Source organism: Pseudomonas sp. NFACC42-2, assembly GCF_900116055.1.
Lineage (GTDB): Bacteria > Pseudomonadota > Gammaproteobacteria > Pseudomonadales > Pseudomonadaceae > Aquipseudomonas > Aquipseudomonas marginalis.
In genome coordinates this window covers 199,089-212,381 of sequence record NZ_FOZO01000003.1, presented here as the reverse complement: position 1 = coordinate 212,381, position 13,293 = coordinate 199,089, and the positions used below count along the sequence as shown (strand labels likewise).

Below are 13,293 nucleotides of genomic sequence, written 5' to 3'. Positions count from 1 at the left end.
CTACAATGCGAACAATTCTTGTTCTCTAAAGCATACCCATGCTTGTGGAGTGTTTGCGTTGCAGTCGTCCAACCCTGTCGAAGTGCTCTACAACGACCATCACCACTGGCTCACCGGCTGGTTGCGACGCAAGCTCGGCTGCCCGGAAAGTGCGGCAGACCTGGCGCAGGACACCTTCATCCGGGTCCTGACCGCACGGGAGGCGCCAACGCTGGTCGAGCCCCGCGCGTTCCTCACCACGGTCGCCAAGCGCGTGTTGTTCAACTTCTACCGCCGCCAGGACCTGGAACGCGCCTACCTCGACGCCTTGGCGCAGATGCCTGAGCAGGTAGCGCCATCAGAAGAAGAGCGCGCGATCATCCTGCAAACCCTGCTGGAGCTGGACCAGTTGCTCGACGGCTTACCCACGCTGGTCAAGCGCGCGTTCCTGCTGGCCCAACTCGACGGCCTGACGTATGCGCAGATCGGCGCCGAACTGGGCATCTCCATCGCCACCGTCAAGCGCCACCTGCATAAAGCCGCCCTGCGCTGCTACTTCGCCCTATGAATGTCTCGACCCAGGTCGCCGAACAAGCCGTGCGCTGGCTGATGGAAATGCAGCAAGGCGCGCTCAACCCACGCCAGCAGGCGGCCTGGCAACAATGGCTGAATGCCCATAGCGAACATCAGCGCGCCTGGGACCATATCCAGCGCGTCAACCAGCGCCTGCGCGGCATGCCCTCGCCCCTGGCCCATGCGGCGTTGAACGCACCTAAGTCCAGCAGCCGGCGCCAGGCGCTGAAGTTGTTGCTGATCCTCGGCGCCGGTTCGGCCGCCGCCTGGAGCCTGCGCCAGCAGCATATCCTGCCGCCGTTGAGCGCCGACTATCGCAGCCCCGTCGGCCAACGGCGCAAGGTGCAATTGGCCGACGGCAGCCAGTTGCAGCTCAATACCGGCAGCGCCGTGGATGTGCATTTCGACGGCCGGCAACGGCTGATTCGCCTGCTCGAAGGCGAGATCCTGCTCACCGGCATGGCCGGCAGCACGCCGCTGCAGGTGTTGACCGGCCAGGGCCTGCTCAGCAGCCAGGCGGCGCGCCTGAATGTGCGCCAGTTCAACGACCACACCCAACTGGCGGTCTTGGACGGCCGCGTCGAGGTGATGCCCAACACCTACAGCGGCCTGCCCCTGACGGTCGACGCGGCGCGCCAGGTCAATTTCACCCGTAAAGGCTGGGACACCCCGCGACCTACCGATGCCAACAGCGGCGCCTGGGCCGACGGCATGCTGGTGGCCGCGCATATGCGCCTGGAGGACTTTCTCGCCGAACTGGGTCGCTATCGCCGTGGCCAGCTCAATTGCGATGCGCAAGTCGCCAACCTGCTGCTGTCCGGCAGCTACCCGCTGGACGACAGCGAACGCATCCTCGACCTGCTGGAGGTCAGCCTGCCGGTCAAGGTGCGGCGTTTTACCCGTTATTGGGTGAGCGTCCAGGCACGTGCATAAATTATTTTCAGCCACCGTGAGCCGTTTTCCGCACCTCGCGTGACAGAGAAGGAAAGCCACCTTGATCCTTCCTTCTCAGGACCGCCCGTCATGCCCCAGCAACCCACCCTTCTCGCCCGCACCTTGCGCCAACTGCTGCTGGGCGCCAGCCTCAGCCTGACCGTACTGCCTTGCGTGATGGCGGCCGATACCAAGCCGTATCACATCGCCCCAAGCTCGCTGGAAGCAGCCCTGAACCAGTTTGGTCGTGAAGCCGGCGTGTTGATTTCCTTCGGTTCCGAAGTCACGGCGGGCATGCAAAGCCGTGGTTTGTCCGGCAGCTACAGCGCCGCCGAGGGCCTGCAGAAGCTGCTGGAAGGTACCGGCCTGCAAGCCCGCGCCGAAGGCGACAACGCCTACAGCCTGCAACCGGCAACGGCGCCGGCGGCTGTCGAGTTGGCGACCTCCAGCGTGGTCGGCGACTGGCTCGGCGATGCGGCACAAACCAATGTCTTCGAACACCCCGGCGCCCGTGACGTGATCCGCCGCGAAGCATTCGAACGCCAGGGCGCCACCCAGGCCAAGGACGTGCTCAACCGCATCCCCGGCGTCAACGCCCCGGACAATAACGGCACCGGCAGCCACGATATGGCGCTGAACTTCGGCATTCGCGGTCTCAACCCGCGCCTGGCCTCGCGCTCAACGGTGCTGATGGACGGCATCCCTGTGCCCTTCGCGCCGTACGGCCAGCCGCAGCTGTCCTTCGCGCCGATCAGCATGGGCAACATGGACGCCGTGGACGTGGTGCGTGGCGGCGGCGCGGTGCGCTACGGCCCGCAGAACGTCGGCGGCGTGGTCAACTTCGTGACCCGCGCGATCCCGGATGCACCCACCGTCAAAGGTGGCTTGCAGACCGAGACCAGCCCGTCTTCCAGCCATGACGGCTTCAAGACCACCGGCAACCTGCTGGCCGGCGGCACTGCCGAGAATGGCCTGGGCGGCGCGATTTTGTATTCCGGCACCCGTGGCGGCGACTGGCGCGAAAACAGCAACACGCGCATCGACGACCTGATCCTCAAAGGCAAATACCAGCTCGACGACGCCAACAGCTTCAACGCCATGGCGCAGTACTACGAAGGCCAGGCCGATATGCCTGGGGGCTTGAACGTCGCGGACTACAAGGCCGATCCGTATCAGTCCACCCGCCCCTACGACAAATTCTGGGGCCGCCGTACGATGTTCAACGTCGGCTATCGCTACGAGCAGGACCGCCGCGAATTCACCGTCAACAGCTTCTTCACCAAGACCCTGCGCAGCGGCTACCTGGACCAGGGCACCTTCCTGTCGCTGTCCCCGCGCGAGTATTGGGTGCGTGGCGTGGAAACCCGTTTCGCCCAAGGCTTTGACCTCGGCCCGACCAGCCATGAAGTGGGCGTCGGCTACCGCTACATCAACGAAGCCGGCCACGAGTTGCGCTACCGCACGCCGATTTCAGCCAACAACCAGCAAATCCCCAGCACCGACAGCCGCAACGACCGCGACACCCGTGGCGGCACCGAAGCCAATGCGTTCTTCGTCGATGACCGGATTGATATCGGCAAATGGACCATCACCCCGGGCATTCGCTACGAGATGATCGAATCCCAGCAGAGCAACAACCTGACCAACGTCAAATACAAAGGCGACTACAACACCGCGCTGCCGGCGTTGAACGTGCTCTATCACCTGGCCGACGACTGGAACCTGTACGCCAACACCGAAGGTTCATTCGGCAGCGTGCAGTACAGCCAGATGCCCAACCGTGTGACCAGCGGTGAAGTGAAACCGGAAAAAGCCCGCACCTGGGAACTGGGCACCCGCTATGACGACGGCACCTTGCGCGCAGAGATCGGCGCGTTCCTGATCAACTTCGACAACCAGTATGAAAGCAACCAGACCAACGATTCGGTGATCGCCCGCGGCGAAACGCGCCACCAGGGTATTGAAACCAGCGTCAACTACGCCCTCGATGGCTTGAGCCCGGCGCTGGCCGGTTTCGATGTGTACGCTACCTACGCCTACGTCGACGCCACCATCCGCGAAGACGGCCCGAACAAAGGCAACCGCGTGCCCTTCTCGTCCAAGCACAAAGGCACCCTCGGCGTGGGTTACACCGAAGGGCGCTGGAAACTCAATGTGGACAGCAGCTATCAGAGCAGCCAATTCGCCGACAACGCCAACACCCAGGCAGAAAGTGCTGACGGCGCCAACGGCCGAATCCCCGGCTACATGCTGTTCAGCAGCCGCGCAGCCTATGACTTCGGCCCGCAACTGTCGGATCTGAATGTGGCGGTCGGCATGAAGAACATCTTCAACACGCAGTACTTCACCCGCTCGTTCGACGACAACAACAAGGGTAAATACGTGGGTGAGCCGCGTACGCTGTACGTGCAGACCTCTATCGCGTTCTAACTGCCCGCCAGGCAACTGGGGGTGGCGGCGACCAGAGCGTCGATTGCACAACGCGTCTTGGCCGGCATATGCACGGCTGTCGGCCAGATCACATGGATCGGCGCAGGTTGCTCGCGATAGCCGGGCAACACTGCGACCAACTGCCCACGCAGCACATAGTGCGCAATCAACCAACTCGGCAACCAGGCCAGGCCGACGCCCGCGATGGCGGCATCGGCCACGGCCTGGAGGTCGTCCATCATCAACGGCGAGGCCACGGGATTGCGCTGCGAGGTCGTGCTGCGATAGGCAATGCCGCGATGGCCGGCAAGGTCTTCGATACATTCAATCGGTCCGACGCGCTGCAAGTACGCCGGTGACGCCGCCAGCCCAACGGCCTGTTCGCCCAGGCGACGTGCACTGAGGCGGTCGGTGTCGGGCAGCGGGCCGATCCGCACGGCGACGTCGAAGCCTTCCTGTGCCAGGTCCACCAGCCGATCGGCGAAGCTGATCTCGATCTCCAGTTCCGGATAGCGCGCCATCAACCCCCACAACGCCGGGGCCGCGTAGTGATGCCCGAAGGCCAGTGGCAAGCTGGCCCGCAAACGGCCGCGTGGCTGTTGCCGGCCGCTTTCCAGCACCGATTCGGCTGCCTCGAGTTCCGCCAACGCGCGCAGGCAATGCTCGTAGTAGGCCTGGCCGTCCTCGGTCAGCCGCTGGCGGCGGGTGGAGCGCTGCAACAGGCACGTGCCCAGGCGTGCTTCCAATCGCGCCAGGCCCTTGCCGACCGCGGAGCGGGTAAGGTTCAGCCGTTCGGCGGCCTCGGTCAGGTTGCCGCTTTCGACGATGTGCAGAAACAGCTCAACGCCATCAAAACGCGGTGTCGTCATGGCTCGATTGTCGCCCTTGATTCCCCTATCAGTGGAAAATTTATCACGAATAACGAAACAGATTCCCCTGAAAATAACGCGACACTTCATCCACAGGAGAATCCCATGCCACCCGCCGCCACGTTAACCACCACCAGCCCCCCGCGTACCGCCAGGAATGGGCTGGCCCTCACGGCCGTGTGCCTTGTCGCCCTGATGTTCGGCCTGGAGATTTCCAGCGTGCCGGTGATCCTGCCGACGCTCGAGCGAGAGTTGGGCACGGGCTTCCAGGACGCCCAGTGGATCATGAATGCCTACACCCTGGCCTGCACCAGCGTGCTGATGGCAGCGGGCACATTGGCCGACCGCTTTGGCCGTCGCCGCATGCTGGTGCTATGCCTCTGGGTGTTTGGCCTGGCTTCACTGGCCTGCGGGCTGGCCGAGGATACCTCGCTGCTGATCACGGCGCGGTTTATCCAGGGCATCGGTGCCGGGGCGATGATGATTTGCCAATTCGCCATCCTCTCGCACCTGTTCCGCGAACCGGCATCGCGGGCACGGGCGTTTGCGATATGGGGCGTGATTGCCGGCGTGGGCCTGGGCTTCGGGCCGATGATCGGCGCATTGATCCTGGCAGTGGCGGATTGGCGTTGGGTGTTCCTCGTACATGTGCCGCTCACCCTCTTCACCCTGGTGCTGCTGCGCATCAGCGTGCAGGAGTCCCGCGACCCGGCCGCCCATCGCCTGGACATCGCCGGCATGCTCACCCTGACCCTGTCGGTGTTTGCCCTGGTGTACTTCATCACCCAAGGCAGCGAGCACGGTTTCGGCACACCGGCGATGCTCGGTTGGGCGGCGTTGTCGGGGCTCGGCCTGCTGCTGTTCATCACGGTCGAGCTTCGCAGTGCGCACCCGATGTTCGACTTCTCGGTGTTCCGCATCCAGCGTTTCAACGGCGCGTTGATGGGTTCGATCGGCATGAACTTCAGCTTCTGGCCGTTCATGATCTACCTGCCGTTGTACTTTCAGGCAGGCCTGGGTTACGACACCTTGACCACCGGCGCCGCGCTGCTCGCCTATACCCTGCCGACCTTGCTGGTACCGCCGCTGGCCGAGCGCCTGGCCCTGCGCTATGGCGCCGAACGCATCATCCCCCTCGGCCTGGGCCTGATGGGCGCGGGCTTTCTGGCCATGGCCGCCGTCAACGGCGCCGCGCACCCACGTATCGGGCTGGTGCTGCTAAGCTGCGTGATCGCCGGCGCAGGCCTGGCGCTGACCAACTCGCCCACCACCAATACCACCACCGGCTCGGTATCGGCCGACCGCGCGGGCATGGCCTCCGGCATCGACCTCAGTGCGCGGCTGATCACCCTGGCGCTCAACATTGCCCTGATGGGCCTGGTGCTGTTGCTGGGGATCAGCCATCAGCTGGCCGAGATGCTGCCCGCCACCACGGCAATGGAGTGGCCGGCCATCAGCCAGAACATTGCCGCAGGAAAGTTGGAGTCGATGGGGCTGGCAGCCAACGATGCCCAGGCGGCACTGCGCCACGGCGCCGGTTGGGCGATGCTGTTTGCCGGGTTGGGGGCTGGGGGGCTGGCGCTGTTGAGCCGGTATTTTTTCCGACGCGGCGCCTGAACGAAAACGGGCCTGCAGATGCAGGCCCGTTTGCAGGGGGTGAAAAGAACGTCAGCCGTTGATGACCGCGTTTTCGTTTTCCAGGAATTCCTGTTCCAGCGCGTCTTCGTTCACTTTGTTGATGGGCTGGTTTTTCGCGGCAGCGCGGGGCTTGCCTTGCAGTCGGCCAAACAGATGTTCCAATGCGTGATCCAGCTTGGTGGCCGCGCTGTCAATCGCTTGTTCCAGGGTATCGCCCTTGGCGGACACCGACAGCGGTTGATGGCCTTTTGGCCGCGCTTCCAGGCGGCAACTTAAATCGTGGGGACCGGGCTTGTCGCCGTTCTCATCCCGCAGGTAGACCTCCACTCGGGTCAGGTCTTCTTCATAACGTTCGAGCGTGCTCTCAATGGTAGTACGTACCCACTCCTCCAGTCGGATGCTGCTTTCAATATGGTTATCGCTATTGACTTGGATTTGCATAGTTCTTCCCTTATTTCAGCTAGCTCGCGAGAGGTCACAAACTGCAACACCGGGGTGGTGAAACCATGACCTCTTGATTACACAATTGAGCAGCCAGAGAAACATTTCAACCCCTTTGCAAAGATAAATCCTACATTACAAATTAACCCTGACGACGAGCAGAAACGCTGTTAGGGTGGGGAGTTAGTTACATCTTCTTACGCCCCGCGATCCTCACAATTGTCCCTCCCCCAGCGGGTGCAAGGCGCGAAAAATTCCTGCTTCCTCCACCAGCCAGTCATGCACCGCGCGCACGCCCGGATGGTTCAGGGCGCCCGGCGCATACAGCAGCACATAACGTTTGTGGTTGGGCACCGCGAGGCCGAACGGCACGATCAAGGTGCCGCGTTCCAGCTCATCATTGAGCAAGGTCCGTCGCGCAATCGCTACGCCCATGCCGGCGATGGCGGCTTCGATGGTCAAGTGGTTGCGGTTGAAGGTGTGGCCACGGCGTACATCGGCGACGTGATAGCCGATGGCATTCAGGTAGAACTCCCACTCCGCATACTCATAACTCCCACGCCAGGCGGTAATGTCATGCAGCAGCGGAAAATGCACGAGATCGGCCGGCCCGTGCAAGGGCGGTCGCCCCCGCAACAGGCTGGGGGCGCAGACCGGGAAAATCTGCTCATCCAGCAGGGCTGTGGATAACAGGCCAGGGTAGCTGCCGTCGTTGAGGTCAATGGCCAGGTCAAAGTCACCTTCATGCAGGGCGATGCTGCTGTCCTCGGCAACCATACGCAGTTGGATATCCGGGAAGCGCTGCTGCAAGCGCGGTAAGCGTGGGGTCAGCCACTTGCCGAGAAATGATGGAATCGAGCGCAGGCGAAGTGTGCCGCTGATCATTCCCGCATCCAGCCGCTGCAACTCGGCGTCGATGCTGCCGTAAGCCTCCCCCACCGTTGCCGCCAGGCGCTGGCCCTCGGCACTCAGCTCCACCCCCCGTGCCCGTCGATGAAACAGCCGAAACCCCAGGCGCTCCTCCAACTGGCGGATTTGCTGGCTCACCGCCCCCGGCGTGATGTGCAGTTCTTCGGCGCAGCGGGTGAACGACAGATGCCGGGCAGCGCAGGAAAACACGTGCAACCAGACGTAAGTCTGGCCATGGAGAGGGCGAGCCATAGGGTTTAGTCCAGCTAAAGGGTGTCTTAGGATAATTCGTTGGTCAGTGCCGATCCAGAGGCTCAGTATCGCGCCAATTGCGCTCGTCCTACAAAACATGGCAGCGATTCCTACTCCATTGCTTGTAAGGCTTTAGCATGGCTATCAGTGTTTTCGATCTATTCAAAGTGGGCATCGGCCCGTCCAGCTCCCATACCGTCGGCCCCATGCGCGCGGCGGCGACCTTCGCACAGGCCTTGAACGACCAGCACTTGCTGAATGAAACGCGCCGGGTCGAAGTGCGCCTGTATGGTTCGCTGTCCGCCACCGGTGTCGGCCACGCCACCGACCGCGCCTGCGTCATGGGCTTGATGGGCGAATGGCCGGATCAGGTCGATCCCACTTCGATCAACACCCGAATCCAACAGCTGCGCGAGTCCGGACGGTTGTTGCTGGCCGGTCAACAGGAAATTGCCTTCAACTGGCACAGCGACCTCCTGCTGCTGGACGAAAGCCTGCCCTACCACCCCAACGCCATGTCCCTGCACGCCTACGGCGACAACGGCCTGCTCAGCGAGCAGACCTATTATTCGGTGGGTGGCGGTTTCATCATCGAAGCCGCTGAAGCGGCTTCGGGCATCGCGCCGACCAACGATGTGCAATTGCCCTACGACTTCTCCAGCGCCGTCGAGCTGCTGGCCCTGTGCAACCAGCACGGCCTGCGGGTTTCGGAATTGATGATGGCCAACGAACGCGCCTGGCGCAGCGAAGAACAGATCCGCAGCGGCCTGCTGCATATCTGGTCGGTGATGCGCGAATGTGTGGAACAAGGCTTACGCGATGAAGGCATCCTGCCCGGTGGCCTGGACGTGCCACGGCGTGCAGCGAAATTGCACCGCAGCCTGTTGGAAATCGGCAAACCCAATGTGATCACCTCGACCTTGTCGGCCATGGAATGGGTCAACCTGTTCGCCCTCGCCGTCAACGAAGAAAATGCCGCCGGTGGGCGCATGGTCACGGCGCCGACCAATGGCGCAGCGGGGATCATCCCGGCGGTGCTGCATTACTACATGAAGTTCAATGCCGACGCATCTGACGACGATGTGGTCAATTTCTTCCTGGCCGCCGCCGCCGTCGGCATTCTGTGTAAGAAAAACGCCTCGATCTCCGGTGCCGAAGTCGGTTGCCAGGGCGAAGTCGGTTCAGCCTGCGCCATGGCCGCCGCCGGCTTGGCCGACATCCTCGGTGCCACCCCGGAGCAACTGGAAAACGCCGCCGAAATCGGCCTGGAACACAACCTCGGCCTGACCTGCGACCCGGTCGGCGGCCTGGTGCAGGTGCCGTGCATCGAGCGCAATGCCATCGCCGCGGTCAAGGCCATCAACGCCACGCAAATGGCCCTGCGCGGTGACGGCAAGCATTTCATTTCCCTCGACCGGGTGATCCGCACCATGCGCGATACCGGCGCCGACATGCACGACAAATACAAAGAAACTTCACGGGGCGGCCTGGCGGTCAGCTGGGTGGAGTGCTGATTGCGCTGTCAGCGATCGTTTTTTCCGTGTTGCCCTGAAACGGATCACCGATCTCAATAACAACATAGAACCCATGTGGGAGGGGGCTTGCTCCCGATAGCGGTGCATCAGCCAAGTATTCATTGACTGATGCACCGCTATCGGGAGCAAGCCCCCTCCCACATAAGGAGCTCATTGTTTGACAGATCGCTGTACGGCACGCCCTTTGCTGTACAGCCCACGAGGTAAACGGAATTTGTACCACCTCAGCGACGGAGTGGCCGGTGGTCAGGCAACGCGAACTAATCACGACGCCGGTCGTCAATGACTGCATGTTCTTATCAGGCGGTAACGCACCATGGACAATCCTTTTCAGATCATCACCGACACCTTCACCCCAAAATACCGCGTCAACCTGAGCATCCAACGGCTCGACGGCAGCATCATGCTCACCCTCTCGGACGAGACGGGCGTAGTGGCCAAACGCATGATCAGCGCCGAACAACGCAACGACCCGCAACGGCTCAAACGCCTGGTGCAAAGCATTCAATTCGGCATCGCCATCGAGCAGGGCCACAGCGCCATGGAGATCCTGGCGGTGATGACGGACGGCGACAGCCACAAACTGCTGCAGCGGCCACCGACCCGCGCCCTGCCCTTCAGCGTCGGGCTTTAAAGCTCGCCCTTCTCGGTCTCCAGGCTCGCCTCGCCCTTGCGACGCGGGCCTTCGACCTTCACCGACGGGAACGCCGACGACGCGTAGCGCACCACCAGAATCGCAAACGCCAACAGCAGAATCCCGCCGCACAGGTAGATGATGCCGAGGTCGGGCGGGTTGTGGTGGGACACGTTGGAGATCAACAGCCGCGTGAGCGCGGTGATCGCCACGTAGATCAGGAAGCGCACCGGCATGTGGTTGGTCTTGAAGTAAATCCCGACCATCGCGCCCAATTCCAGGTAGATGAACAGCAGCAGGATGTCATCGATCTTGATGTGCCCGTTCTCCAGCATCCCCAGGAATTCCATCACCGCTGCCCAGGCGGTCACCGCACCGATGGCGAACAACGCCAGGTAATGGAACGACTCGACAAACAGGTTACCCAGGGACTCGGCCAGCCCATGGACTTGATGGCGCAGCTTTTCGGCCCAATTAAATTTCACGATGGTGCTTCCTTAGGTCGGTTCGACCGGATAATGCGGGTTGGACGTGACGGTTGTTCTGCATGCAGAAAAAAGGCCAGAGGCGGGTATAAGATGATGGCGGGGTGACATGAGGCACGCCTGACCTGTATTTACGGGCTACATTAAAAAACTGCTACCCAAACCCCACGGTTTGGCTTACCCTTTTCGCTGTATATAAATACAGTAGTCGCAAAAGACAACTATCGTGAAGGCATGTGAGGTGGTGAATGGCCGTCGAAGTGGTATACCGCAGCAGCCGAGATCTGGAGCGTTTGTTCATGGATAAAGCCGAAGCTGACCGTCATGACAAGATGCTTGAACTCGCTGAGTTGCTCGCAGAAGTGTTGCAAAAAGCCGTGCCGTCCCTGAGCGAGCAGCAGGTGGAGGAAGCCGGGATCTACATGGCGAAGAATCGCGATGTGTTTGCCAAGGCGTTCAAGAGTCAACCGGACGCGCTGTCCGAGTTGCTGAACGCGCCGGCGGAATAAAGCCCGAATTGAACAGGCCCTGAGTCGATGATTCAGGGCCTTTTTAATGCCTGGCCTATTTGTAGAGCAGGCGCTCGGCCAGTTCGTCCGCGACCCGTGCCGGGGAGCGTTTTTCGGCCTGGGCGTGGGCGAAGATTTCCGTCAGGCGCGTACCGATGTTGGACAGGTGCGCGGTGATGGTCGGCAGTTCGGCACCGCTGTGCTTGAGGGCGACGTAGATCAGGCCGCCGGAGTTGATCACGTAGTCCGGGGCGTAGAGGATGCCGCGCCCTTCGAGTTGGTCGGCTACTTGCAGGTTGGTCAGTTGTGCGCTGGCGGAGCCTGCCACGGCGGCGCAGCGCAGTTGGCCGACACTGGTGCGGTTGAACACGGCGCCCAGGCCGCAGGGTGCGAGGATGTCGCACGGGGTGCTGAGCAAGGCGTCGTTAGCGATCGGGTGCGCGCCGAGCTGTTCCATGGCCAGTTGCACCTTGCCGTGGTCGATGTCGCTGACCAGCAGTTCGGCGCCGGCGGCGTGCAGTTGTTCGGCCAGGGCGAAGCCCACGTTGCCCAGGCCCTGGATGGCTACGCGCAAGCCTTCGAGGTTGTCGCTGCCCAGGCGGGCCATGGCGGTGGTGCGGATACCCGCGAACACGCCCATGGCGGCATGGGGCGAAGGGTCGCCGGCGGCGGTGGTGCTGGTAACGAAGCGAGTGTGCTGGGCGATGCAGTCCATGTCGGCGACCGAGGTGCCGCTGTCGGTAGCGGTGATGTAGCGACCGTCGAGTTGCTCGATGCAACGACCGAAGGCTTCAAACAGTGCCGCGCGGTTTTCCACATGGGCGGGGCGCAGGATCACCGCCGTCCCGCCCCCCACCGGCAACCCGGCCAGGGCGGCCTTGTAGCTCATGCCTTGGGCCAGGCGCGCGGCGTCCGCCACGGCGCTTTCATCGTCGGGGTAGGCAAGGTAGCGACAACCACCCAAGGCTGGGCCCAGGCGGCTGTTATGGATGGCTATGACCGCCTTCAACCCCGTCACCGGGTCGATGCTCAGGTGCAGCGATTCAAGGCGGGTGCTGTGCATGAGAGCAAACATCGTCGAGCTCCCGAATCACTCTTGTGTCGCCAAGTATAGGCTTGCGGCAGAAAACTGCCGAAGTGCGCTGGAATAAGCCGCTCGGTTTTGCAGGCCCTGCGACATAAGCACGTAGGATATCTCTCAAGACACTGGACGAAATTTCCCAGCAAGGCTAAAACGGGGCATCCGCCGGAGAAAGCAATGAAGCCCCGCCAAGCCTTTTTCGCCTGCCTGGAACGTTCGCCCCCCGCGCTGTTTGAAGCCGCGCTGTGGATGGCTGCCGAGCATGACCCGGCGGTGCAACCGGCGTTGATCATGCAGGACCTGAAATTGCTCGAGCAACAGGTCAGCCAGGGCATGCCCCTGCAGCCAGCGGACGAACTGGGCCAGCCCTTGCTGCGACGCATGAATGACCTCGGCTTCGCCCAGGATGACTTCACCCCGCTGCGCCCCGCCGCCGCCCTGCTGGACAAGGTGTTGCAACGCAAACGCGGGCAGCCCCTGGCCATGGGGTTGATTGCCATGGAGCTGGCGCGACGCCTGGGCATTCCCATGGTCGGCGTCAACTTTCCCGGCCACTTCCTGCTGCGGGTGCCCGGTGCCGATCACCTGCTGGACCCCTGCGGCGGGCGACGCCTGTACCCCAACGATTGCCGCGAGCTGCTGCAACGCCAGTATGGCCCCAACCTCAAGTTGCAGGTCGACCACTTGCACACCGCCGAACCCCGTTCGATCCTGCAACGGCTGTCACGCAACCTGCGCCAGTTGCACCTGGCCAATGACAACCCCCTGGCCGCGCTGATCGACGCCGAGCGCGTGCTGGAACTGGGCAATGCCAGCGCTGCCGATTACCTCGCACGGGCCAGCCTGTATCAACGCCTGGACTGCCCCAACGCCGAGCGCTTTGACCTGGAACACGCGTTGATGCTCAGTGAAGACCCAATCCAACGCCTGCGCCTGACTGAACGGCTGGGACACTTGCCGCCCAACTCCGTGGTGCATTGAACCCACTGCTCTCAAGCGCATATTTCCCTGTGGTGAGCCCGCTC

General features: G+C 62.4%; 13 protein-coding genes. 8 read left to right on the top strand and 5 right to left on the bottom strand.

Annotated features, from left to right (window positions below; translation table 11 throughout):
• Positions 1 to 58 precede the first annotated feature (58 nt).
• The 3 genes from BM416_RS08310 (at position 59) to fecA (ending at position 3,915) form a co-directional block, all read left to right on the top strand.
• Positions 59 to 547, top strand: a complete 489-nt coding sequence (locus BM416_RS08310) for a sigma-70 family RNA polymerase sigma factor (protein WP_092487241.1) — start codon at positions 59 to 61, stop codon at positions 545 to 547.
• Positions 544 to 1,485 (top strand): FecR domain-containing protein, encoded by a 942-nt coding sequence (locus tag BM416_RS08305; RefSeq protein ID WP_092487238.1) that lies wholly within the window; start codon positions 544 to 546, stop codon positions 1,483 to 1,485. The genes BM416_RS08310 and BM416_RS08305 overlap by 4 nt, the downstream gene beginning before the upstream one ends.
• Before the next feature lie 90 nt (positions 1,486 to 1,575).
• A complete protein-coding gene (gene fecA / locus BM416_RS08300) occupies positions 1,576 to 3,915 on the top strand; it encodes a TonB-dependent Fe(3+) dicitrate receptor FecA (RefSeq protein WP_092487235.1) in 2,340 nt (779 codons plus the stop codon).
• Here the strand turns inward: fecA and BM416_RS08295 are convergent.
• Positions 3,912 to 4,784, bottom strand: a complete 873-nt coding sequence (locus tag BM416_RS08295) for a LysR family transcriptional regulator (protein WP_027604681.1) — start codon at positions 4,782 to 4,784, stop codon at positions 3,912 to 3,914. The genes fecA and BM416_RS08295 overlap by 4 nt on opposite strands.
• 105 nt (positions 4,785 to 4,889) lie before the next feature.
• Here BM416_RS08295 and BM416_RS08290 point away from each other — a divergent pair, with 105 nt between their 5' ends.
• The gene (locus tag BM416_RS08290; RefSeq protein WP_092487233.1) at positions 4,890 to 6,401 is read left to right on the top strand and encodes an MFS transporter; all 1,512 of its coding nucleotides are present in this window, start codon (positions 4,890 to 4,892) and stop codon (positions 6,399 to 6,401) included.
• A gap of 51 nt (positions 6,402 to 6,452) precedes the next feature.
• On the opposite strand, the gene BM416_RS08285 is transcribed toward BM416_RS08290, so the two are convergent.
• The gene (locus BM416_RS08285; protein ID WP_027604683.1) at positions 6,453 to 6,863 is read right to left on the bottom strand and encodes an HPF/RaiA family ribosome-associated protein; all 411 of its coding nucleotides are present in this window, start codon (positions 6,861 to 6,863) and stop codon (positions 6,453 to 6,455) included.
• A 213-nt stretch (positions 6,864 to 7,076) separates the two neighbouring features.
• Positions 7,077 to 8,024 (bottom strand): LysR substrate-binding domain-containing protein, encoded by a 948-nt coding sequence (locus BM416_RS08280; RefSeq protein WP_092487230.1) that lies wholly within the window; start codon positions 8,022 to 8,024, stop codon positions 7,077 to 7,079.
• 137 nt (positions 8,025 to 8,161) lie between these two features.
• On the opposite strand from BM416_RS08280, the gene BM416_RS08275 reads away from it, so the two are divergent.
• Positions 8,162 to 9,538 carry an L-serine ammonia-lyase gene (locus BM416_RS08275; protein ID WP_092487227.1) on the top strand — a complete coding sequence of 459 codons (1,377 nt, stop codon included), beginning with the start codon at positions 8,162 to 8,164 and terminating at the stop codon, positions 9,536 to 9,538.
• A gap of 337 nt (positions 9,539 to 9,875) precedes the next feature.
• Positions 9,876 to 10,193, top strand: a complete 318-nt coding sequence (locus BM416_RS08270) for a DUF3509 domain-containing protein (protein WP_065938619.1) — start codon at positions 9,876 to 9,878, stop codon at positions 10,191 to 10,193.
• On the opposite strand, the gene BM416_RS08265 is transcribed toward BM416_RS08270, so the two are convergent.
• Complete coding sequence (locus BM416_RS08265; protein WP_027604688.1) at positions 10,190 to 10,678, bottom strand: phosphate-starvation-inducible protein PsiE; 489 nt, start codon at positions 10,676 to 10,678, stop codon at positions 10,190 to 10,192. The genes BM416_RS08270 and BM416_RS08265 overlap by 4 nt on opposite strands.
• A 248-nt stretch (positions 10,679 to 10,926) precedes the next feature.
• Here BM416_RS08265 and BM416_RS08260 point away from each other — a divergent pair, with 248 nt between their 5' ends.
• Positions 10,927 to 11,187 (top strand): YebG family protein, encoded by a 261-nt coding sequence (locus BM416_RS08260; protein WP_012722374.1) that lies wholly within the window; start codon positions 10,927 to 10,929, stop codon positions 11,185 to 11,187.
• Between the two features lie 55 nt (positions 11,188 to 11,242).
• On the opposite strand, the gene BM416_RS08255 is transcribed toward BM416_RS08260, so the two are convergent.
• Positions 11,243 to 12,262 (bottom strand): Leu/Phe/Val dehydrogenase, encoded by a 1,020-nt coding sequence (locus tag BM416_RS08255; protein ID WP_090409122.1) that lies wholly within the window; start codon positions 12,260 to 12,262, stop codon positions 11,243 to 11,245.
• Positions 12,263 to 12,445: 183 nt separating this feature from the next.
• Between BM416_RS08255 and BM416_RS08250 the strand changes: the two genes are divergently transcribed.
• Positions 12,446 to 13,249, top strand: coding sequence for a SirB1 family protein (locus BM416_RS08250; protein ID WP_092487224.1), 804 nt, complete (start codon positions 12,446 to 12,448; stop codon positions 13,247 to 13,249).
• The last annotated feature ends 44 nt before the right edge of the window (positions 13,250 to 13,293 follow it).

Coding starts and splice junctions, on each gene's coding strand:
- BM416_RS08295 (WP_027604681.1), bottom strand. CDS start 4,784: ATGACGACACCGCGTTTTGATGGCGTTGAGCTGTTTCTGCACATCGTC.
- BM416_RS08290 (WP_092487233.1), top strand. CDS start 4,890: ATGCCACCCGCCGCCACGTTAACCACCACCAGCCCCCCGCGTACCGCC.
- fecA (WP_092487235.1), top strand. CDS start 1,576: ATGCCCCAGCAACCCACCCTTCTCGCCCGCACCTTGCGCCAACTGCTG.
- BM416_RS08270 (WP_065938619.1), top strand. CDS start 9,876: ATGGACAATCCTTTTCAGATCATCACCGACACCTTCACCCCAAAATAC.
- BM416_RS08275 (WP_092487227.1), top strand. CDS start 8,162: ATGGCTATCAGTGTTTTCGATCTATTCAAAGTGGGCATCGGCCCGTCC.
- BM416_RS08285 (WP_027604683.1), bottom strand. CDS start 6,863: ATGCAAATCCAAGTCAATAGCGATAACCATATTGAAAGCAGCATCCGA.
- BM416_RS08255 (WP_090409122.1), bottom strand. CDS start 12,262: ATGTTTGCTCTCATGCACAGCACCCGCCTTGAATCGCTGCACCTGAGC.
- BM416_RS08250 (WP_092487224.1), top strand. CDS start 12,446: ATGAAGCCCCGCCAAGCCTTTTTCGCCTGCCTGGAACGTTCGCCCCCC.
- BM416_RS08305 (WP_092487238.1), top strand. CDS start 544: ATGAATGTCTCGACCCAGGTCGCCGAACAAGCCGTGCGCTGGCTGATG.
- BM416_RS08280 (WP_092487230.1), bottom strand. CDS start 8,024: ATGGCTCGCCCTCTCCATGGCCAGACTTACGTCTGGTTGCACGTGTTT.
- BM416_RS08260 (WP_012722374.1), top strand. CDS start 10,927: ATGGCCGTCGAAGTGGTATACCGCAGCAGCCGAGATCTGGAGCGTTTG.